Consider the following 21,367-nt stretch of genomic DNA (forward strand, 5'->3'; position numbering starts at 1 on the left):
TATTGAGGTAAGAGATGAGGAAAAAATATCCAACAGATTTAAGTAAAAGGGAATGGGCAAGAATAGAAAAACACTTCAGAGTATCGTACAAGAAAGGAGGAAGGCCACCAAAATACAGTAAGTGTGAGATAGTAAATGCAATTCTTTATATACTGCGCACAGGATGTCAATGGCGCTATTTACCACACGATTTTCCGCCGTGGAAGGCTGTGCATGAACAGTTTAGAAGATGGAAAAAGCAGAGAATTTTTGAGAAAATGAACTATGATATCACTAAATATAGTAGGTCAAAAATGGGAAGCCGAGCGCATGCATAGTGGACAGTCAATCGGTAAAAACCACGGAAAAAGGGGGGGCAAAGGTTATGATGGTGCGAAAAAGGTAAAGGGGAGAAAAAGACATATAATCACAGATACTCAAGGATTTGTGCTTGGTTGCTATGTAGGAGCTGCAAGCGAAAATGACAGAGATGGGGTGAAGATGGCATTGGACAATATGAAGGAAAAATACAGCAATATTAAGAAAATGTGGGCTGATATGGGATACCAAGGAAAAGATTTAAAGGATTACGTAAAGAGAGAATATGGGATAGATATTGAAATTGTCAAAAGGCCTCCATGTAGGTTTTGGGTGCATAAAGATACACCACTAGAACTATTGCCACAACGGGATCCTGGATTTTCAGTACAGCCGAGAAGGTGGGTGGTAGAGAGGACTTTTGCTTGGATCAATAGAAATAGAAGGCTATCAAAGGAGTACGATTTACTTACAACATCTACTGAAAGTTTCATATATCTGGCTATGAGTAAAGTTATGTTAAGTAGGGAATATGCTTGATTTACTGGTTTGTGGACAACCTCTGATATGCTGCCAACACTTATGTTCAAATTAAAAATGTCATTTATGATACTAGCCACTTCACGCTTTGAGTTTTTGTAAAATCCGCTGAGTGCTGCAATTATAGACTTAACCCTTGGACCAAATGTATCTGGCGTAACACCTTCTGGTAACTTGCTACTTTTTCTTTTTCTGCATCTCCAACAACGACCATGTTCCAATTACTACATAAGGCCTAATTTCCGGAAGATCAACTTTTTGGTGAACATAAGGTTTTCCGCATATTACAAGCTCTCCTCCGCATTCGCAAATATTAGGCAACTCTATTTTTACTACTTTATCCGCTTCCATTGTGGCATGAAAATTTCCTTTATGCCCAACCTGATCGCCAACATTCCTTTCGCTTTTTGGCTTGTCCTTTTTTATTTTGTATAGCTCTTTTGAGCTGGGCAGGGATGAGTTTTTTGAATTTAAACCGAGCCTTTCCTTTAATTCAGCGTTCTCTATCTTTAAAGCTTTATTTTCTGCTTTTAAGTTTTCTATCTCTGCTTTCAGTTTTTCTATTTTTTGCTGTAAATTTTTGCAAAGTTCTCAAAGGTTCACCACATTACCTCACTTTTGCTCTATGATTATCTTTATTATCTTGCTTTGTCTACCTTATTCTACCACTCCGCTGAACGGATACAATTTACTAAACAGAAAAAAAGGCAAAAGAAACCCTAGGGTAGCTAGTTATTCACTATCCATTTTTTAAGTTGGCGTTTTTTAATGTTTTAAATAGCGCATTTCAGCTTATATTAGGTAAAAACCTAGAAATTTTATAAAGACATAAGGTGCACATAGTGCAAAAAATTAAGCATGATTTACGCCAAATACATTAAGTTTTTTGTCATTAATCCACTGCAGAGATTGCGAAGATAAATAAATAGCTTCAGTGTTATAATAAGGGGGCTGGCGAAGCTTGTCAAGGAAGTTTTTATGATTTATCTAACGAACTTTACACTTGCTAAAGTTGTACCATCTTGGTAACTTTAACTGAAAGAAGTTATTTTTTATCCAATATGAAAAAAGCCTTTATATTCACATCCTTAATAGCAATTATATTGATAGTTATTACTTATTTATACAGAAACGACGGAACTAATGACTCACAAGTGGTAAATGTTTATTCATCGCGCAAAGAAGAATTAGTACGTACTTTGTTTGATGAATTCACGAAAAATACAGGTATTAAAGTACGTTACATCATTGATGATTATTCTCAGCTACTTTCACGAATGGAAAACGGTGGTGAAGCTGACTTATTTTTGACTGCTGATGCAATCAACTTAATTCTAGCAAAAAAAAGAGGACTTTTATCTCAAGTAGATTCAGGGGTTTTAAAAAGTGTTATACCTGCAAGATTTAGAGACAGTGAAGATTATTGGTTTGGTCTTACAAAAAGAGCTAGGATATTGGTTTACAATAAAGAGTCAGTAGACCCTAAGGACTTAAGTACTTATGAAGATTTAGCAAATGAAAAATGGAAAGGAAAAATATTAGTGCGTTCTTCTACAAGTCCATATAACAGATCGTTAATTGCTTTTATGATTGCAAATAATGGTTTTGAAAAGACGAAAGAATGGGTAAGCGGAATTGTGAGCAATATGGCAAGAAAACCAAGTGGTGGTGATACTGATCAAATTTACGCCGTAGCAGCGGGTGAGGGAGATGTTGCAATAGTAAACAGCTACTACTTTGCGAGAATTCTTTCATCAGAAAATAAAAAGAATGTTGCAGACAAGCTAGGGGCTTTTTTTCCTAATCGCAACGATCACGGTGTAATGGTAAACATCAGTGGTGCAGCAGTAACAAAAAACGCAAAAAACAGGGAAAATGCTATAGTCTTATTGGAATTTTTAGTAAGCAAGCAGGCTCAAGAGTTATACGCTAAAAAAAACCAAGAATATCCTATTATTGAAGGCGTTGAAACTTCCGATATACTAAAATCTTGGGGAAATTATTCACAAAGTGATTTGCCTCTAAGTGAACTTGAGAAGCATCTTTTTGAGGCTGTTATGATAGCGGATGAGTGTAAGTGGAAGTAATCCCCAGCGCCACTAAACATTGGGATGAAAGATTTATGCTAATATACCTTACTCTTGACTCGCTGAACTTTTTCTTCCTTCTAACTTAATTTTGACTTTACTATCTTTTTCCGTTCTTTCACCAAAACAATTGCTGCACAAGAAGTCTATTGAAAAAAGGTAATAAGAAAGTAGAATAGGTTCAAATAGTTGAAAAGGAAACTATGAACAAGAGAAGGAATTTGTTAAACATCTCAGACCTTACAGTCGATGATGTAGAAAATATAACTGAGTTGGCCAACCAGTACCTTAAAAAAGAAGTTGCAAATAGTCATATCTTGGAAAATAAGACAGTAATAAATTTATTCTTTGAAGATTCAACGCGTACACTTGCGTCTTTTGAAATAGCAGCAAAAAGCCTTGGAGCAAATGTTGTAACTTTGCCAATAAGATCTTCTTCTATTAACAAGGGAGAAGATCTAAAAGACATGATCAAAACATTAAATGCAATGAATCCTGATTACATAATAATCAGGCATAAAAGTAGTGGTATCATTAATACACTGGCAAAGTATGTTAACTGCTCGCTAATCAATGCAGGCGATGGAAGTAGTGAACATCCAACTCAAGCTCTTGCAGACTATCTTGTAATCAGCAATCACAAAAAGCAAATAAAGGACCTCAAAGTTGTGATATGTGGAGATATTCTGCACAGTAGAGTTGCAAGATCAAATATAAGATTGCTAAAAATGTTTGGAGCAGAGATAAACTTGGTTGCACCACCAACTTTGATTTGTAAGCATTTTCCTGAAGTAGATTCAGTCCATTATTCATTAATTGAAGGTATAAAGGATGCTGACGTAATTATGCTTTTGAGATTGCAGAAAGAGCGCATGAATAATAGTTCTTCAGAGAAAGAATATTTTTATTTGTATGGACTTGATTCACAAAAGCTATCATACGCAAAACCAGATGCGATTGTTATGCACCCAGGGCCAATAAACAGAGGGATTGAGATTAGCAGCGATGTAGCAGATTGTGTTATTTTACAGCAAGTAGAATTTGGATTGGCAATACGTAAGGCAGTGTTGCACTATTATAGGCCTTGCTAATATTAAAAGATGCTACACAACTAATTCAAAAAGGGGGGGCATGAAATGACAAGGCTTGTAAATGGTTTGAGAATGGCCATTAAGATGTTAAGGCCGAGGATATGGTGTGGAAGTTTTTACGAAAGCCTGAAGTCAATCAACAACCTTGCAGAACGGCAAATCAGACGGCTATCGTAAAAACAGCTTTTTCACCTGGTCGGAACATGGAGAAAGATTTGTGGAAAGAATGTTGTCGATATTTTTGACATCACGTCTCAATGGCCAAAATCCCTTCCAAAAGTTACGACTGCTTAGTTCTTTATTCATTCTCACAATCCGTGAACGGTTACAACCTGGATTCCAGTGGGCTTTGTTGCATCGCTAGCTATGATGGATTAAAGATAAAAAAGATAGCGAATATCAGTAGCTTATTATTCTGGTATTTATAACAAGAACGGTCAATGAATACCTAAATTTGAGTAAAAGAAATTTCACTACCATTTACCAATCCGGCTAAAATTCAAGAATTTCAATGCTTTAGCTATTTTCAATAGAATTAAATTTATTAATATAAATAACAAATTACTATTCTTAAATTTGATCAGATTGATTGCAAAAAAACAAGATTTTCAATAGGTTACTTATAATCCTAACTATAGTTAGCCTTTCATAAGTAGCGATGCAACAAAGCCATTCCAGTGTCAGCTACTTTCATAACACCATATTACCTTAACAAAAGCAAATGTTCGTACAGATGTGCATCAGCTACTTTCATCTGCCACCTGCAAATTGCAATGTTCGTACAGTTATGTGTCACGCTACTTGGATGACACCGTTGAAAGAAATGAACCGCCTTTTCAAAATTGTTTTGAATAGAGGAATGACATTCACAAGTAAAATTTCATATTACCATTTTTTAATTTATGTATTATAATAAGCTTAATCTATAAGAAAAACAAAGTTGGAAAAGTTGGAAGAACTAAGCAAAAACTGGGTGATAAGAACGGGAAGATTTTTATCTTCATTGTTTTTTTTACTGTTGATTGCGCTATCAATACGTAGTTTTTTATTCGAGCCATTTCATATACCTTCTGGTTCAATGAAAAGCACCCTACTTGAAGGGGATTACATTTTTACTAGTAAATATTCATACGGTTACAGTAAACACTCCTTTCCATTTTCTCCAAACATTTTTAGCGGCAGGATTTTTTATACCCCTCCAAAGCGTGGCGACATAGTAGTTTTCAAACCCACAAGAAATGACAGCATCAGGTTTGTTAAGCGAGTAATAGGAACACCAGGTGACAAAGTGCAAATGATAGAGGGAGAATTATACCTAAATGATCAGAAAGTAGAGCGAAGGCAAATTGAAAGTTTTTTTGATTATGAGTCGAATCGTAACATACCAAGATATATAGAAACGCTTTTAAGTGGCAAGGAGCATGAGATTTTGGTAGATAACATTTCTAATAAGCTATCATATAACACTCCGGTTTATTATGTACCTAACGATCAATTTTTTGTTATGGGAGACAATAGAAATAATTCTTTGGATAGCAGGTTTCCTGAAGTTGGTTTTGTACCAATGGAAAATATCATTGGGCGTGTAAGCATAGTTGGTTTATCATTTAAATTAGGAAAGGTTGATTGGTTACCATTTAATTTCAGGTTACCTGTTGCCTTGAGGTTAAATAGGGTATTGCACAAGGTTGTGTAAGCTTTTTCTACCTATTTGTTAATTCACACAACTCTAAAGAGGAATTTTCTAACTCGGCGATAGTGTTGTTAATTTCATTCATGTCATTGCCTTGTAAAGCGTTTTTTGCATTTTGTAATAGGTTTTTCAACTTTTGATCAGTGAAAAGGTTATTATTGTTTTCAACCAAGTGTATGAGTTTATTTCCATTAATTTTAGCACTTGCAAGGGAACGAGCCTTCATATCTTCATCAAAGCTGTTTATTGACTGGTTAACCATATTTTGAACATCAGCTTCACTCAAGCCAAAATTTGAATTTACTTCAACTGTCTGCTCAATTCCAGTAGCTTTTTCTCTTGCAGTAACAGTCAAGATTCCGTCAACATTAACTGTAAATTCTATTTCAATTCTTGCAGAACCTGCAGGCAGTGGCGGTATACCTTTTAGTTCAAACTGCGCTAGAGATTTGTTATCCTCTATCATTTCACGTTCTCCCTGACAAACGTGAATTTTCATTGCTAGTTGCCCATCAACATAAGTTGTAAACTCTTTTATCTCTGAAACTGGTAGTGGTGTATTTCTTGGTATGATTTTTTCAACTATGCCTCCCATAGTTTCTATGCCAAGTGATAAAGGTAGAACATCCAGGAGAATATTCCTATCTTTTGAGCTCGAAGTTAAATCATGAGCCTGCAGAGCTGCCCCAATGGCAACTGCTTTATCCGGATCCACGTCATTTAGTACTTTATTTCCAAAAAGTTCGACTAGTGAATTTTGAACCAATGGTGTTCTAGTTGCACCACCAACTAAAATTACTCCTTTTATATCATCAATTTTAAGATCTATATCACTTATAGTACGAGTGACTATATTGATAGTCCTATTGACCAAAGAACTGATTGCATGTTCAAATTCTTCTCTGGTAATTTCGCATTCAAATAATTCACCGTTAATATTGAATTCAAAAGTGCCTACGGTGTTTTCGCTCAGGTATTCTTTTACAATACGTGATTCAATAAGTGTTGTCATGCAAGTAGCTGACACTGGAATCCAGTTCTTATTATATAACTTTCTAGTGTGTTCATTTGTAATCAAACTTTCTGGATCCCAGACTGGGATGACACTAGAGCATTCTTTGTTTAAACCTACCTTTTCTCTATACTTATCAAGCACAATAAGGTTAAGCAAATGATCAAAATCATCTCCACCGAGTTTAGTGTCACCACCAACTGCAAGAACTTGAAACACTCCTTGATGCAATTTCAATATCGAAATATCAAATGTTCCACCACCAAGGTCATAAACTGCATATATTCCACTGTTATTGTTCTTTTCAATGGAGTAAGAAAGCGCTGCAGCGGTTGGCTCGTTAACGAGGCGAAGAACTTCTATTCCAGCTAATTTTGCCGCATATTTAGTTGCGTTACGTGCTGAATCGTCAAAGTAAGCTGGCACAGTAATCACTGCTTTTTTTACTTTCATCTCTGTAGACTCTTCTACCCTCTTGCATAAAGCTTTTAATATCTCAGCAGAAATCTCAACAGGAGTAAGATACTTTTCCTCTGCGCATTTTATTCTAATAACTTTTTCGCTTTCATGATCTATTTCAAAATTGACGCCTTCTTTATTTAATTCTTCAACACTTTTACCCATTAAACGCTTTATTGAGTAGATTGCATTTTGACCGACGTCACAGCCAGTTTTCAATGTATTATTTTCATATGAAAGAGCAGAAGGCAGTAGCTCTCTTCCCTGCTCATCTTTAAATATCTCCACGTTGCCAGCTTTATTTACCATGGCAATTAAAGAATTGGTGGTACCAAGATCTATACCAAAAACTACTTCACTTGAATTTGGTTCAGAAATTTGAATTGGTTGCATTCTTTTTCACCTCCTCAAATGACTTATATAAATATTTCAATCTTAAGACTTGTGTAGCAGCTCCATCAAAATTCTTTACAGCAAAAGTGTTAATTAGGTTTTTAACGCAATCTTTTATTTTTTCATCAATCATCCTGCTTGCAAATTGTAGATCATCGCAGTCTAGTAAGTACTCTCTTATTTCCATTGATTCATTTAATATTTCAGAATTTGGATGATCCTTTGGGCTTCCCACACCAAAAAGATTCAACAAATGCTCAGCACGTTCTAGTGGTGACTTTAGCACTTGATAAGCTTTGTTGATATTTTCCATGTTTTTGGACTGTCTTTCATTTATATCAGTCTTGCTTAGCTCAATATATTTTTTCTCTAACTCATCAAAGCTGATATTGAAAGTTGGTTCAATTTCAAACAATGTAAAATAGCTGCTAGACATGAAAACTCTCTCCACAACCACATTTTCCTTTCTCATTAGGATTTTTGAAAACAAAACCCGATGAAAATTTTTCTTCTACATAATCCATTTCAGAGCCAAGAATAAACATGACGGATTTTGGATCGATCAACACTTTAACTTTTTGGTCATCACTGCAGTTTTCCTCAATTATCGACTCTAAAGGACGAGTATCATACGCATATTCAATATCATATTTTAAACCAGAACATCCTTTTTGTTTAATTAGCACTCTTATTCCTATTGCTTCTTCTGATTTCTCAAGGTTAGTATGCTTCTTTTGGTCCAATAAATACTTTATCCTTTCTACTGCTTTCGCAGTTATAGTAATAAGTTTTTTATCTTTCTTTATAGCGTTTACTCCTTGATATTCACTCATGCTTTAGTTCTCAATGTCCACCTTTATTTTGTTTACTTTGATAGTCATGAATAGCAGCCTTTATAGCATCTTCAGCAAGTACCGAACAGTGTATCTTCACTGGAGGTAAAGACAACTCTTCCACTATTTGAGTATTCTTTATCTGTGTAACGTCACTGATGGTTCTCCCCTTTATCATCTCTGTTAACAAGGAACTTGAAGCAATGGCAGAACCACAACCAAAAGTTTTAAATTTTGCATCTTCAATAACACCTTTGTCATTGACCTTTATCTGCAATTTCATTACATCACCGCACGATGGTGCACCAACTAAACCAGTACCAACATTTGGATCATTTTTATCCAGAGAGCCAACATTTCTTGGATTTTCGTAATGATCTAAAATTTTCTCATTATAACTCATAAAATTACCTGTGAACCGCTATTCTACATTATAACATATTTAGGTTAAAAACTAAAGAAAAATGCACTAGCAAACAGTATATTTTACTCACAAAATATATGGGTTACGAGTGTATTTACTTTACAAATACATGTAGTGCATGTCATTCTCTATATTGTAACTAAAAAGGAGTATTCTCTTGAGTTTATTTGGTAACCTTTATAAAGGCTTGTTAAAAACTTCTTCTCGCTTTAGCAACGGAGTAAAAAGTATTTTCTCTAACAAAAAAAAATTAGATCAGTCGCTTTTAGATGAGCTAGAAGAATTGCTAATTAGCATGGATATTGGTCATAAAACTTCCAAGTTGATTATTGACAGGCTCACAAGCATCAAGTTTGACAAGGAAGTTGAGTATAATATTATCTCGCAGCAGTTAATGAACGAAATAGAAGCTATATTGAGCCCAGTTGTGCAACCGTTAATTTTGAACAAAAAACCACATATAATAATGGTATGCGGAGTAAACGGTAATGGTAAAACCACAACTATAGGTAAGCTTGCATATAAATATAAGGAAATGGGAAAATCCGTTATGCTTGTTGCATGCGACACATTTAGAGCTGCTGCTAGTGAGCAATTAAACATTTGGGCAGAACGTTCTGATTGCTTGATTGTTACTGGAGAGTACGGTAGCGACTCTGCAAGTGTGGCATATAGAGCTGTAAGTCAAGCTATAAAAGACAACGTTGATGTTGTTCTAATTGACACAGCAGGAAGGCTGCAAAATAATGTGAACCTTATGGAGGAGTTATCAAAAATATATAGAACGATAAAGAAATTGGATGATACTGCCCCTCATGACGTTATTTTAGTTCTTGATGCAACTACCGGCCAAAATGCCTATAGCCAATTAGAAGCATTTAGCAAAATGGTTAATGTTACCGGGCTAATCGTAACAAAGTTAGATGGCACTGCTAAGGGCGGAGTGGTAATTGGACTTGCAGAAGCTTATAAGATAAAGTTACATGCTATAGGAATTGGCGAAAATATAGAGGACTTAAGGGAGTTTACTAGTAAAGAATTTGCTGAAGCGTTATTTAATTGTAATTAAAGACTTCTCTTAATTCCCTTACGTGACCAAGCTTGATTATTTCAATATCATGAGAAGAATAATTGCCATTTTTAGGCATAATTGCTTTTTTGAATCCTAACTTTTGTGCTTCTTTTAGTCTGAGATCAGCATGCGAGATGTTCCTAATTTCTCCTGAAAGTGCAACTTCACCGCAGATTATTGAAGAAGTTGGCAGCGGTAAATTTACTACACTTGAAATAAGGGAAGCAGCAACAGCAAGATCAGCCGATGGTTCCTGTATTTTGAGTCCCCCTGCAATGTTTAGGTATATCTCTTTATCATGCAAAAACATTTTGCAACGAGCATTTAGCACCGCAATGATCATAGCCAATCGATTAATATCCCACCCAACTACTGCCCTTCTTGGGGTTGCCATATTAGTCCCTGCTATTAATGCTTGCACTTCCATTAAAATTGGTCTTGAACCTTCAATTCCTGCAAATACGGCGCTGCCAACTACTTCTCTGTCATGGGCCATCAGAAACAATGATGATGGGTTATCAACAGGCACAAGTCCTGCTTCAGACATCTCAAAAACACCAATTTCATTTGCAGGGCCAAATCTATTCTTAATAGTACGCAAAATGCGGTATTGATTGCTATTTTCACCTTCAAAATATAATACCGTATCCACCATATGCTCCAAAGTTTTAGGTCCAGCTATTTGTCCATCCTTAGTTATATGGCCAACTATTAAGAGGGAAATACCATATTGTTTCGCAAGAATGGTTAATTCATGTGCGCAAGTGCGGACCTGAGTTACAGTTCCTGGTGCTGATATAATTCTGCTATCATACATTGTTTGTATAGAGTCAATTACTAAGAATTTAATACTTTTGTTTTCCTTTATTGTTGCTACTACATCAGTTAAAGACACTGTAGACAAAAGCTTAATTTTAGGTTCATTTATCTTAAGACGCTTTGCTCTGAGGCTCACTTGCTCTAAAGATTCCTCGCCGGATACATAAAGACATTCAAAAGAGGAAAGTTGCACAACATTAGCTGCAATTCTAAGCAAAAGGGTAGATTTCCCAATTCCAGGTTCGCCACCAATTAAAATGCTAGCACCTTGAACGATACCTCCACCAAAAACTCTATCTAATTCTTCTATTCCTGTTAAAAAACGACTTGGAGTGATAATTTCGCTACCCGATAACGTCTTTATTAAAATTGGCGCAGATATACTTCTTTTGCCCGTTTTTACTGCTATTTCCTCAACAACTGTATCCCAATTGTCACATGCAATACACTTCCCTACCCACCTGCCAGTGCTGTGACCACAGGATTGACATACATATACAGTTTTCATCAAAGCCAAAATTATTTTGTTGTAATTGTAATAAAAATTAGCTGAATATGCGAAGTAAATCTATAGCTAACCCAAGAAAGGGTTCCCTATGTCATACCGCGATTCATTCGCGGTATCTCTAGATCCCGCTAACAAGTAGCGGGATGACGAGGTCATGCCACCGCGCGAACCGTCATACCGTCACGGGATCTAGAGATACCGCTAACACGTAGGGGAATGACGAGGTCATGCCGCCGCGGTATCTCTTAGCCGCTAACACGTAGCGGGATGACGGTTGTCGTTTAGCTACAAACGTTAAGAAATTTACCAAATAAAAAAAAAGGCAAAAGAAGCCCTGGGGTTATTATCCGCTTTAAAATATTGGCGTTTTTTATGTTTTAAACGCTTGACAAGCAAGATTAAGCTGCTTTTAATTGCAACTAGCTTACGCTGCAAATGTTTAAGAAGTTTACTAAGCAGAAAAAAAGACAAAGAATCCCCGAGTTAGCTAGTCTTTTACTATCTCTGTCAAGTATTGGCATTTTTTGATGTCTTGTAACGCTTTATAAGCGCGTTCAGCTTATTTAGATAAAAATCTAGATGTAGATGAAGTTTTGTAAAGACATACAGTATCTATATACTGCAAAAAATTGAACATAAGACGCCGATACATTAAGTAATCCTTACCTTTTAATCTGCAGATTGGCGAAAGCAAATACAATAGCTTCAGTTTCATTATAAGGGGGTTGGCGAAGGGTGTCAAGCAAGTTTTTTGTTTCTATTCCCAATGTTATATGGTTATGTAAGAGGTTGTCCACAAACCAGTAAATCAAGCATATTCCCTACTTAACATAACTTTACTCATAGCCAGATATATGAAACTTTCAGTAGATGTTGTAAGTAAATCGTACTCCTTTGATAGCCTTCTATTTCTATTGATCCAAGCAAAAGTCCTCTCTACCACCCACCTTCTCGGCTGTACTGAAAATCCAGGATCCCGTTGTGGCAATAGTTCTAGTGGTGTATCTTTATGCACCCAAAACCTACATGGAGGCCTTTTGACAATTTCAATATCTATCCCATATTCTCTCTTTACGTAATCCTTTAAATCTTTTCCTTGGTATCCCATATCAGCCCACATTTTCTTAATATTGCTGTATTTTTCCTTCATATTGTCCAATGCCATCTTCACCCCATCTCTGTCATTTTCGCTTGCAGCTCCTACATAGCAACCAAGCACAAATCCTTGAGTATCTGTGATTATATGTCTTTTTCTCCCCTTTACCTTTTTCGCACCATCATAACCTTTGCCCCCCCTTTTTCCGTGGTTTTTACCGATTGACTGTCCACTATGCATGCGCTCGGCTTCCCATTTTTGACCTACTATATTTAGTGATATCATAGTTCATTTTCTCAAAAATTCTCTGCTTTTTCCATCTTCTAAACTGTTCATGCACAGCCTTCCACGGCGGAAAATCGTGTGGTAAATAGCGCCATTGACATCCTGTGCGCAGTATATAAAGAATTGCATTTACTATCTCACACTTACTGTATTTTGGTGGCCTTCCTCCTTTCTTGTACGATACTCTGAAGTGTTTTTCTATTCTTGCCCATTCCCTTTTACTTAAATCTGTTGGATATTTTTTCCTCATCTCTTACCTCAATATTCTTTCTTTATATACTACGTATTCCTTGGTTTGTGGACAAACTCTAAGTATAAAAGTAGCCGTTTTATGTTAAAACACAACGTTCTTGATGAGATTACGGCAAGGCTGGATTCCAGTGTCAGCTACTTTCATGACACCATTTGCTGTGCAATTTACCTTCAAAAATGAATGTTCATACAGTTATGGAATGAATCGCGGTGTGACGTAGGGAAACCTTTCTTGAGTTAGCTATAGCACTATAAAATTGTCCGCAGGGCCATATAAAAGTCGTGGTGAGTTAATAAATTTTTATGGAAGAAAGGATATATTAGAAAATTGAGGGTTTTAAAGGAGGTAAAAATGAGACTGTATTATAAAGATATCACAGGTCTTATCAAAGAACCCTACCGCTCCAGAGGAAGGGATTATTTTGACAAAAGAAAGGTACAGATTATATCTGTTAATGAATCTCAAGCTAAATCAAAGGTAGTTGGATCAAATGTATATCGAGTAACACTAAAGCACGATGGTCCTCTTTTGAGTGGAACATGTTCCTGTCCTGCATTTGTGTATTATGATCCATGTAAGCATATGGCTGCAACAGGTTTTGCTTTGGTTGCACTTGATAGAAAGGAGTATCGATCGTCTACGCGCCCAGATGAACAGACTCTCTTTGAAAGGTTTTACTAAGAAAAACAAAGCAAGAGCTAATTTCAATAATTACTCGTTCCAGTAAACATTATCCTGAGATTTTTGAAGAACCAGAGGATAAAGAATATGAGCAATTTATTCAAAGTGAACTTTCAAAATCCGAGAATTATGTATAAAACAACCGGAAAGATGGTGAGATCAGGTAATCTATGGCTAAGACGTCATACCGCCGCGGTATCTCTTAGCCGCTAACACGTAGCGGGATGACGAGATGCCACCACGAACCGTCATACCGCGCGATTCATCCGCGGTATCTCTTAGCATAGATCCCGCTAACAAGCAGCGGGATGACGGTTGTCGTTTAGCTATAAACATTAAGAAATTTACCAAACGAAAAAAAAGGCAAAAAAAGCCCCATGATTGGCTAATTACTTACATTATACTTTCAAGTATGGCGTTTTTTTATTCTAAACACTTAATAACCGCGATTCAGCTACTTTTAAACCGCAACTAATCTAAATTATAAACGTTAAGAAATTTACTAAACAGAAAAAAAGGCAAAAGAAACCCTAGGGTAGCTAGTTATTCACTATCCATTTTTTAAGTTGGCGTTTTTTTATGTTTTAAACGCTTTATAAGCGCGTTTCAGCTTATGTAGGTAGAAATTTTATAAGACATAAGGTGCACATAGTGCAAAAAATTAAACATGAGACGCCAGATACGTGAGTTTTTTTGTCATTTAATCTGTACAGAGAAGATAAATAAATAGCTTCAGTGTTTATGATAAGGGGGCTGGCGGAGTTTGTCAAGTGGTTTTTTAGCCACGTTTCCCTGTTATAATGTTCGTTTGCTTGACCTAAGATCCAGGAGTATCTAAACTGAACCCTATACAGTGCTAAAAATGATAGGAAATCTAAGCGGAATAGTTGATGAAGTGCGCAGTGATCACATAATCCTGAACGTGAATGATGTTGGCTATATAGTGCACCTTTCTGCCAAAACTTTAAATGCATGTTCCATCGGAAGTAGAGTTAAATTACTTATCGAAACCTATGCAAATAACAGAGAAAATGTCGCTCAGCTATATGGTTTTATAAGCGAAGAAGAACAGCAGTGCTTGAGGTTGCTTGTCAAAGTAAGCGGCGTTAGCTATAAAACTGCAATGTCAATTTTGGGCAAATTAACTCCAGAACAGCTATTTTTGGCAATTATGAATGAGGATAAAGTAACACTCAAGATGAGTGGACTTGGCCTGAAACTCATAAATCGAATCATCACTGAATTGAGTGGCAAAGTGAGTAAACTAGAAATAAATAACAATAATTTTCATCCAATCAATGAAGATGCCCTTTCAGCATTGATCAATCTTGGGTATGAAAAAATGAAAGCTTATGATACGATAAAAAAATACAGGCCAAATCTGGACACTAAGGATATTATTCGCATGGCGCTTAAGGAGCTCTCAACATTATGAAATCAATATCGTGCGGTAAAGAATATACTGAAGATGCGCGCAATATCAACATCAGACCTGAACAACTTGATGATTTTGTCGGACAAAAAGACTTAATACAAAATTTAAAAGTGTTTATAAACGCTGCACAGACGAGAACTGAAGCTTTAGATCACGTCTTATTGTACGGTCCTCCAGGGCTTGGCAAAACAACTTTAGCACAAATTGTTTCTAAAGAATTAAGAGTTAGCTTTCGCGCAACTTCTGGTCCTTTACTTAGTAAAGCTGGAGATTTGGCCGCAGTGCTTACCACTTTAAATGCAAAAGATGTCCTATTTATCGACGAAATCCATAGATTAAATCGCAGCATTGAAGAAGTTTTATATACTGCTATGGAAGATTTCTGCCTGGACATATTAGTAGGTGAAGGCCCATCTACTCGCACTTTAAGGATAGATCTACCACCATTTACGCTAATTGGAGCAACAACACGGCTTGGATTACTTTCTGCGCCACTCAGAGATCGTTTTGGCATTCCTTTGCATCTTGAGTTTTATTCCTTTGAGGAGCTGGTTAATATTATAAAAAGAGGCGCAAGAGTTCTTTCTGCTGAAATTGAAGAGGATGCAGCACGGGAAATTGCCTGCCGTGCGCGCGGCACTCCAAGAATTGCTTTGAGGTTACTCAGAAGAATAAGGGATTTTGTTGAAGTGAAAGATGATAAAAAAATCACTTATGAAGTCGCTGATTCTGTATTACTAAAATTGGGTGTAGATAAAATGGGACTCAATAAACTTGATATGAATTATCTAAGATTTTTATTCAACACCTCAGGACCTGTTGGAATTGACACTATATCTATTGCACTATCTGAGGATGTTGGCAATATTGAAGAAACAGTAGAACCTTATTTAATCAAAATTAGTTTTGTAAAGCGCACACCAAGAGGACGCGTTTTAACTGACCAAGCAAAGGAGTATTTGAGCCTTTAATATTAGAGAGCTTTTCTACCATAATTCAATTATATATTGATTGGCATGATATCATATACTGGCATTTTTGCGTATGAAGGCATATATGTTAAATAGCACTGAAACTGTAGTTCAAATTAAAACTTCTCCGTTTCGTACTCGCTAGTTATGCTATTCTAACTAATGAAGCTACGGTTTGTGGTAATAGGAAAAAACTGGATTCCAGCGTCACGCGCTACCCTATGGGTGCTGCTCGCGTATATTCTTTCTTTCACCATCTCAGTGTTTCTTTCTTATTATGCCAGTACCATTTTCTTGTCATTCAAGTAGCTCCCCTCTTGTCATCCCAGTGCTTGACACTGGGATGGCTTTGTTGCATAGCAACTGAAAAATCTGGTGGCTACTGACAAAATTCATTATAAAATAGCCATTTAACCTTGAAAGAAAAAATATGCCACAAAAAATGAGGGTCAGTAACCATAGCGAATATAACAAATTTCTAGAAAAAAGAGGAAATATTTTTCATTATACCAACGAAGCCATAGAAAAGTGGTACGAGAATGGTCCAAAAATACCAGGTGGCAACAATATTTATAGCGATAAAGTTGTAATTTTGGTGCACATAATAACTTGTTTATTTAGAATAGGCCTGAGGCAAACAGTTGGGTTTATAGCAGGATACCTTGAGCAAATTGGGAAAAATTTGCAAGTTATCAGCTATTCACAATCATCAAGAAGGTTTAAGAAACTCAATATTAAGATCAATGATTGCAGAAAATAATATGGAAGATATCGAAATTGCTATAGACAGTACAGGAATTAGTATATACAACAACACTCCTGGTCATAGCAAAGAAAATAGCGAAGATAGAAAGTATCGCAGCTATGAACAGACAAGAAAATTGCATGTAATGTTGAATACAAACAGCAAAAAAGCCATAGCTGTAAAATACAGTAACGGTGTCTACTCTGATCACTATGGAGCTTGTGATTTGCTAAAAGAAGTCGATTTTCAGTATGTCATAAAAGTACTATATGCAGATAGGGCATATGACAGAGAAAAGCTCTATAAGCTGTGTAATCAATATGGTATAAAAACGAAAATTCCTCCGAAAAACAACGCAGCAGAGCATCCAAAATTGGATTATATGCTTGATAGAAATGCCGCTATTCAGTTAATGAAATTACATGGTGAGAATGGTATAAAAAGATGGAAAGAAGAAGTAAATTACGGAAAAAGATCGTATATTGAAGGATTTTTCTCAAGGTTGAAGCGAATATTTGGGTTTAGTTTTAGGAGCAAATCTGAAATTAATCGTGAGAAGGAACTGCTACTCAAGTGTTATTTGCTTAACAAATTTACTGAAATAGGCATGGCTAAGTTTGAGATAGCTTCATGAATTTATTGTACGTTACCTACTATCCGAAGAGCGATGCAACAAAGCCCACTGGGATCCAGACTTTCCGTAAAAACGTTATATTTTAACATAACACTTATATGCTCACCAACTTAGTGCTAATCAAAATCCTGGATCCCAGTGTCTGGGCACTGGGATGACAAGAAAGGGAGCACTGGAATTTTTGTTTCAGCATTAGCCATGCATCTGAACAGATACAAATATTGCAATTAAAAGCATTAGACAGGCGGTAGAGGTCTTGGTATTATATAATCTTTAGGTTCTAAATTTGGAAGGGTGGCCGAGCGGCTGAAGGCGGCGGTTTGCTAAACCGTTATACGACCCAAAAGTCGTATCGAGGGTTCGAATCCCTCTCCTTCCGTATACTGTTTTGAGCACGGTCTAAATTCGCTATATTAGCATGTTTTTAGCCTATTTACCAGCGTACCTGATTTTGTTGCAATGGTTTTTATTTCCATTGTCACTGAGGTCACTATTAAAAAGTTGGCTAGCATTGACTCAGTATTTATTATAGAATTGGTTATTAACTAAACAACTTTACTTGTATGTATAAAATACTAATCTTACTGTTGATAGTGTTGCCACTTAGGTTGCTTGCAACCGAGATTGAAATTGTTGCAGATGTAAATGGTGAACCAATTTCAAATTTAGATATCGAAAAACGCATCAACTTTATAAATTCATTGTTTGGCACTCAAAGTGTTAATCAAAAAGAAGCAAAGCCTCAAGTGCTTAGGGAGCTAATAGACGAAATTATCATTATCAATGAAGCACAGAGGCTGAATATAAAATTGAGCAACGAGGAGTTAGATAATGCTATTATGTTATTTTTAACCCAAAGTTTTAAACTTAAGGCTAATGAAGTTGATCAATACATAGAGAAGCATAATATAGATCTTGGTATTTTAAGAAAACAAATAAAATGTCAGTTACTGTGGAGCAAAATTATTGAAGTAAGAATTGTGCCATTTATTAATATAAGCGATAAAGAAGTAGATGATGTAAAAAGGCAAACAGAAAAGCCGGATTATCTTATCACGTTCCAAGAGTTTATAATTCCTGATCAAAAAGACAAGGACGTTTATGGTATAGCTGAAGATTTAGTAAAAAAATTACGCAACAGTAATAACCCAGAATCTCCAATAAAGATGCGTAAAGCAACAGTTAATTTAAGTCAGCTAAAAGGAAAACTCAAGAGCGTTTTAGAAGGATTAGAAACCAGCGACATAGCAGGTCCATTCAGTTTTAGTGAAGGTTACTCTGTTATAAAAGTAATAGATAAAGTACAACTTAATCATGCACTGCTGGAAAGCACTTTAAAATTAAAACAGATTGTGGTTGAAGGTTCAGAAAGTTTATTAGATAATCTCAAGGAGCAAAAAGTTAATTGTTTAAATTTTGATAAATTGGCAGATAATTTTAAGTTGCCAAACGCAAAGGAATTTGAAATAAAAATGCGAGATTTAAATCCTGATTTACAGATTTTATTTAGTAAAACAAGTGTGAATGAAATAGTAGAATTGAGAGAAAATGGCACTGCAAAGTTGATGATGTTGTGTGATATCAAGAGTAATGTAGCGGGTATAGAAGCAATCAAACAGAAAATGTACCAACAAAAGATTATGATACAAAGCAACTTGTTATTAGATGATATGCGTAAAAATGCAGCTATCAGTTATCGGTATAGTTGAAGTCAGAGAGTGTCCTTGTCTTTGTGTATAGAACTATATAAATTACTTTGTTCTATAAAATTTCAAAAAATTTGAACAAATGCAGTTAAAATAGCACATGAAGAATATAATGCTAATTGGTGGTGGAGTTGGAAATGCAGTGTTATTTTCGATAGGGAAGGCATGTCTTGAAAATAATAACAAGGTTTTGTACTTTGCTGGCTATAAGAAGTTAAGTGATGTATTTAAACGAGCACTGATAGAGCGTGCATCAAATGCAGTAGTTTGGGCATGTGAAGAAGGATTGATAGAAACAAGCAGAGATCAAGATAAATCCTTTCATGGTAATATAGTTGATGCAATAGTCTCTTATCAACAAGGAAGATTAGGTATTAATTTGAACGTTATAGATAAAATTATCACTATTGGTTCTGACAAAATGATGAAAGCTGTGAATGAAGCTAGAAAAACAATTTTAAAGCCATATCTGAAATCAGGCCACATAGCGATATCATCAGTTAATTCTCCTATGCAGTGTATGATGAAAGAAATCTGCGCTCAGTGTGTGCAGCAACATATAAATGCGAAAACAGGAGAAAGGAGTTTTGTTTATAGTTGCAGTAATCAAGACCAGGATATGGGGTGTGTTGACTTTGACTTTTTAAGTGAGCGCTTGAAGCAAAATAGTTTACAAGAAAAACTTACTGCAAAATGGATAGATCATGTTCAAAGATATTAAACAGCACAAAAAGGAAATAAGAGAGCAATATAGAGCTATAAGAAAAGATATTGATGAAAGTTATTCCAGTTATGCGGCAAATTCCCTTATTAATCTCTTTAATCAGAACTTAAGCTACGTTAAAGGCAAAACAATAGCAGCTTACATTCCAATGGATGAGGAAATAGATGTTGTGCCTTTGATGCATAGTTTACTCGATTTAGATTATAAAGTAGCAATTCCTAATAAAAATAAGTTACTAAAATTTGAGGAATGGAACGAAACAAATGAAGATGTAATTCCCGACACAATCATTACTCCTGTTATTGCTTTTGATGATCATTTTAATAGATTAGGTTTTGGCGGTGGTTGGTATGATACAATGATAGAAAAACTGCGGCCACTTGGAAAAATATTTATAGGTGTAGCCTATGAGAAACAATATTGTAAAGATTTACCTGTAGAAAAACATGATCAAAAATTGGATATTATAATCACTGAGATGTGTGTTAGATGTGGAAGTGGATTGCTCAAGAAAGTGGATAGAAAGGAGTAGATCCCTATCTTTCCCATTCCCTCCCCAAGCCATCAGAGGGTTTTATTTTCTTCTTCACTCACTCGTTCAGTACTTGAATCACCTAATTGAGAATCTGGCTCCATTTCCTGAGCTTTCTCATTAACTTTTTGTTCTACATCTTCTATTTTACCGTTACCAATAGCCATAATTGCAGGTTGAAATTTATTTATAAGATCATTAAGTGCTTTCATATCTGCTACATGAGTACTGAGGCCCTTTTCCAGAAGTCTGCTCATATCATCTTCTGAAAAATTTTGAATGGTTCCATTCTTTACTAACTCTTGTATAGCAGATCGCTGCCTTTCATTTTGAAGCATTTCTAATATTTTTTTCCCATCATCAAAACCTTTTTTAGCGTCAACGCCTTCGTTATCTTTAAGACTAATGTTTGCAATAGTTTCAAGCACGTTTGTTCTTAATCTACTAAAGTTATTCTCTCTGTCTTGAATCGTAGGTAATTTATCTATTAAATCCTTATATGAACTTTTTACTGCTTTTCCTGTTTCAATCGCACCTTCTTTTATTTTTTCCCCTGCCTTTCCTATACCTATTCCTACATAACGTGCTCCAATAGCTACAAGCGCTATTAATGTAGCAAGCACAATAAGCGGAGAAAATGCTGCTCCTAATACCATTCCAGCAGAAGCTATTCCTATTTTTTCATTTGCAGATGCTGATTTAAAATAATTGACTAGATTGTCCAGCGGACCTTTATTATTATTTATAACATTACTTATTGCTTGCTGATTAACAGATTTTAACGCCTCTTCTATTATTTTTGAGTCAACGTTTTCAGAAGTTAACCCTTTAAGTGCTTCTTCAATGAGTTTTATAAATAATTCTTTATTTACTTCCTTTTGCAAGCCTTGGTCATTAATTGCTAAACCTAAATCTTTGAGGTTCATCCCTTTAACTTGTTCTGATAGGGTTGTAAATAACTCTTTTTTCCCCTCTTGTGAGGATTGTGCAATACTTTCTATTATATCTGAAATAGCTTTTCTTAGTTCTGGATAGTCAGTGTCAAAAAACATACTATTGCTAGATTCCATATTCAGC

Annotated in this window: 17 protein-coding genes, 1 tRNA gene and 4 pseudogenes; 14 read left to right on the forward strand and 8 right to left on the reverse strand. The window is 35.6% G+C overall.

The genetic code is table 11. The features are described 5' to 3' along the window. Nucleotides 1-14 precede the first annotated feature (14 nt). Nucleotides 15-837, forward strand: a pseudogene (locus tag LA754_RS06345) (IS5 family transposase). A gap of 16 nt (nucleotides 838-853) precedes the next feature. Here LA754_RS06345 and LA754_RS06350 read toward each other — a convergent pair. Beyond that, nucleotides 854-1,401, reverse strand: a pseudogene (locus tag LA754_RS06350) (DUF6444 domain-containing protein); the annotation flags it as partial. Nucleotides 1,402-1,898: 497 nt separating this feature from the next. Between LA754_RS06350 and LA754_RS06355 the strand changes: the two are divergent. The 4 genes from LA754_RS06355 to lepB all read left to right on the forward strand — a co-directional run bounded on the left by LA754_RS06355 (nucleotide 1,899) and on the right by lepB (nucleotide 5,711). Then, nucleotides 1,899-2,924 (forward strand): Fe(3+) ABC transporter substrate-binding protein, encoded by a 1,026-nt coding sequence (locus LA754_RS06355; RefSeq protein WP_006279947.1) that lies wholly within the window; start codon nucleotides 1,899-1,901, stop codon nucleotides 2,922-2,924. 203 nt (nucleotides 2,925-3,127) lie between these two features. Then, nucleotides 3,128-4,015, forward strand: a complete 888-nt coding sequence (locus tag LA754_RS06360) for an aspartate carbamoyltransferase catalytic subunit (protein ID WP_006279948.1) — start codon at nucleotides 3,128-3,130, stop codon at nucleotides 4,013-4,015. A gap of 45 nt (nucleotides 4,016-4,060) precedes the next feature. Then, the gene (locus LA754_RS06365) at nucleotides 4,061-4,192 is read left to right on the forward strand and encodes a hypothetical protein (protein ID WP_255317428.1); all 132 of its coding nucleotides are present in this window, start codon (nucleotides 4,061-4,063) and stop codon (nucleotides 4,190-4,192) included. 772 nt (nucleotides 4,193-4,964) lie between these two features. Further along, nucleotides 4,965-5,711 (forward strand): signal peptidase I, encoded by a 747-nt coding sequence (gene lepB, locus LA754_RS06370; RefSeq protein WP_077188309.1) that lies wholly within the window; start codon nucleotides 4,965-4,967, stop codon nucleotides 5,709-5,711. Nucleotides 5,712-5,718: 7 nt separating this feature from the next. On the opposite strand, the gene LA754_RS06375 is transcribed toward lepB, so the two are convergent. Genes LA754_RS06375 through iscU form a run of 4 tightly spaced genes read right to left on the reverse strand, consistent with a single transcriptional unit; the run spans nucleotide 5,719 to nucleotide 8,808 of the window. Continuing rightward, complete coding sequence (locus tag LA754_RS06375) at nucleotides 5,719-7,572, reverse strand: Hsp70 family protein (protein WP_457923638.1); 1,854 nt, start codon at nucleotides 7,570-7,572, stop codon at nucleotides 5,719-5,721. Then, complete coding sequence (locus tag LA754_RS06380; RefSeq protein ID WP_077188306.1) at nucleotides 7,550-8,008, reverse strand: iron-sulfur cluster co-chaperone HscB C-terminal domain-containing protein; 459 nt, start codon at nucleotides 8,006-8,008, stop codon at nucleotides 7,550-7,552. Before LA754_RS06380 ends, LA754_RS06375 begins: the two co-directional genes overlap by 23 nt. Beyond that, complete coding sequence (locus LA754_RS06385) at nucleotides 8,001-8,405, reverse strand: HesB/IscA family protein (protein ID WP_077188307.1); 405 nt, start codon at nucleotides 8,403-8,405, stop codon at nucleotides 8,001-8,003. The genes LA754_RS06380 and LA754_RS06385 overlap by 8 nt, the downstream gene beginning before the upstream one ends. Before the next feature lie 10 nt (nucleotides 8,406-8,415). Then, on the reverse strand, nucleotides 8,416-8,808 hold the full coding sequence (gene iscU, locus LA754_RS06390; RefSeq protein WP_006279966.1) for a Fe-S cluster assembly scaffold IscU: 393 nt from the start codon (nucleotides 8,806-8,808) through the stop codon (nucleotides 8,416-8,418). A 178-nt stretch (nucleotides 8,809-8,986) separates the two neighbouring features. Between iscU and ftsY the strand changes: the two genes are divergently transcribed. Continuing rightward, on the forward strand, nucleotides 8,987-9,898 hold the full coding sequence (gene ftsY / locus LA754_RS06395; protein ID WP_006279965.1) for a signal recognition particle-docking protein FtsY: 912 nt from the start codon (nucleotides 8,987-8,989) through the stop codon (nucleotides 9,896-9,898). Here the strand turns inward: ftsY and radA are convergent. Beyond that, nucleotides 9,885-11,228: a DNA repair protein RadA gene (gene radA / locus LA754_RS06400; protein ID WP_077188308.1), complete on the reverse strand. Its 1,344-nt coding sequence runs from the start codon at nucleotides 11,226-11,228 to the stop codon at nucleotides 9,885-9,887. The two genes, ftsY and radA, sit on opposite strands and share 14 nt — an antisense overlap. A gap of 808 nt (nucleotides 11,229-12,036) precedes the next feature. After that, nucleotides 12,037-12,859: pseudogene (locus tag LA754_RS06405) on the reverse strand (IS5 family transposase). A 354-nt stretch (nucleotides 12,860-13,213) separates the two neighbouring features. Here LA754_RS06405 and LA754_RS06410 point away from each other — a divergent pair. The 8 genes and pseudogenes from LA754_RS06410 (at nucleotide 13,214) to LA754_RS06445 (ending at nucleotide 20,290) form a co-directional block, all read left to right on the forward strand. After that, on the forward strand, nucleotides 13,214-13,543 hold the full coding sequence (locus LA754_RS06410) for an SWIM zinc finger family protein (RefSeq protein ID WP_077188599.1): 330 nt from the start codon (nucleotides 13,214-13,216) through the stop codon (nucleotides 13,541-13,543). An 862-nt stretch (nucleotides 13,544-14,405) separates the two neighbouring features. Next, complete coding sequence (gene ruvA, locus LA754_RS06415) at nucleotides 14,406-14,978, forward strand: Holliday junction branch migration protein RuvA (RefSeq protein WP_077188598.1); 573 nt, start codon at nucleotides 14,406-14,408, stop codon at nucleotides 14,976-14,978. Continuing rightward, a complete protein-coding gene (ruvB, locus tag LA754_RS06420) occupies nucleotides 14,975-15,949 on the forward strand; it encodes a Holliday junction branch migration DNA helicase RuvB (RefSeq protein ID WP_077188597.1) in 975 nt (324 codons plus the stop codon). The genes ruvA and ruvB overlap by 4 nt, the downstream gene beginning before the upstream one ends. Before the next feature lie 430 nt (nucleotides 15,950-16,379). After that, nucleotides 16,380-17,328 (forward strand): annotated as a pseudogene (locus LA754_RS06425) (IS5 family transposase). 288 nt (nucleotides 17,329-17,616) lie between these two features. Beyond that, nucleotides 17,617-17,707: transfer RNA gene (locus LA754_RS06430), tRNA-Ser, on the forward strand. Between the two features lie 184 nt (nucleotides 17,708-17,891). Beyond that, entirely contained in the window at nucleotides 17,892-19,037 is a 1,146-nt protein-coding gene (locus LA754_RS06435; protein WP_077190587.1) for a SurA N-terminal domain-containing protein, read from the forward strand. Nucleotides 19,038-19,134: 97 nt separating this feature from the next. Further along, nucleotides 19,135-19,755 carry a ferredoxin reductase domain-containing protein gene (locus tag LA754_RS06440; protein WP_006279429.1) on the forward strand — a complete coding sequence of 207 codons (621 nt, stop codon included), beginning with the start codon at nucleotides 19,135-19,137 and terminating at the stop codon, nucleotides 19,753-19,755. Further along, entirely contained in the window at nucleotides 19,739-20,290 is a 552-nt protein-coding gene (locus LA754_RS06445) for a 5-formyltetrahydrofolate cyclo-ligase (protein ID WP_077188443.1), read from the forward strand. The genes LA754_RS06440 and LA754_RS06445 overlap by 17 nt, the downstream gene beginning before the upstream one ends. A 32-nt stretch (nucleotides 20,291-20,322) precedes the next feature. On the opposite strand, the gene LA754_RS06450 is transcribed toward LA754_RS06445, so the two are convergent. Further along, nucleotides 20,323-21,360 carry a hypothetical protein gene (locus LA754_RS06450; RefSeq protein ID WP_077188444.1) on the reverse strand — a complete coding sequence of 346 codons (1,038 nt, stop codon included), beginning with the start codon at nucleotides 21,358-21,360 and terminating at the stop codon, nucleotides 20,323-20,325. Between the last annotated feature and the right edge of the window lie 7 nt (nucleotides 21,361-21,367).

The sequence above is a fragment of the Wolbachia endosymbiont of Muscidifurax uniraptor genome (assembly GCF_054149795.1).

Excerpts from the sequence above, each read along its gene's own strand:
- LA754_RS06355 (WP_006279947.1), top strand. The coding sequence starts at position 1,899 with ATGAAAAAAGCCTTTATATTCACATCCTTAATAGCAATTATATTGATA.
- LA754_RS06360 (WP_006279948.1), top strand. The coding sequence starts at position 3,128 with ATGAACAAGAGAAGGAATTTGTTAAACATCTCAGACCTTACAGTCGAT.
- LA754_RS06365 (WP_255317428.1), top strand. The coding sequence starts at position 4,061 with ATGACAAGGCTTGTAAATGGTTTGAGAATGGCCATTAAGATGTTAAGG.
- LA754_RS06375 (WP_457923638.1), bottom strand. The coding sequence starts at position 7,572 with ATGCAACCAATTCAAATTTCTGAACCAAATTCAAGTGAAGTAGTTTTT.
- LA754_RS06380 (WP_077188306.1), bottom strand. The coding sequence starts at position 8,008 with ATGTCTAGCAGCTATTTTACATTGTTTGAAATTGAACCAACTTTCAAT.
- LA754_RS06385 (WP_077188307.1), bottom strand. The coding sequence starts at position 8,405 with ATGAGTGAATATCAAGGAGTAAACGCTATAAAGAAAGATAAAAAACTT.
- iscU (WP_006279966.1), bottom strand. The coding sequence starts at position 8,808 with ATGAGTTATAATGAGAAAATTTTAGATCATTACGAAAATCCAAGAAAT.
- radA (WP_077188308.1), bottom strand. The coding sequence starts at position 11,228 with ATGAAAACTGTATATGTATGTCAATCCTGTGGTCACAGCACTGGCAGG.
- LA754_RS06410 (WP_077188599.1), top strand. The coding sequence starts at position 13,214 with ATGAGACTGTATTATAAAGATATCACAGGTCTTATCAAAGAACCCTAC.
- ruvA (WP_077188598.1), top strand. The coding sequence starts at position 14,406 with ATGATAGGAAATCTAAGCGGAATAGTTGATGAAGTGCGCAGTGATCAC.
- ruvB (WP_077188597.1), top strand. The coding sequence starts at position 14,975 with ATGAAATCAATATCGTGCGGTAAAGAATATACTGAAGATGCGCGCAAT.
- LA754_RS06435 (WP_077190587.1), top strand. The coding sequence starts at position 17,892 with ATGTATAAAATACTAATCTTACTGTTGATAGTGTTGCCACTTAGGTTG.
- LA754_RS06440 (WP_006279429.1), top strand. The coding sequence starts at position 19,135 with ATGAAGAATATAATGCTAATTGGTGGTGGAGTTGGAAATGCAGTGTTA.
- LA754_RS06445 (WP_077188443.1), top strand. The coding sequence starts at position 19,739 with ATGTTCAAAGATATTAAACAGCACAAAAAGGAAATAAGAGAGCAATAT.
- LA754_RS06450 (WP_077188444.1), bottom strand. The coding sequence starts at position 21,360 with ATGGAATCTAGCAATAGTATGTTTTTTGACACTGACTATCCAGAACTA.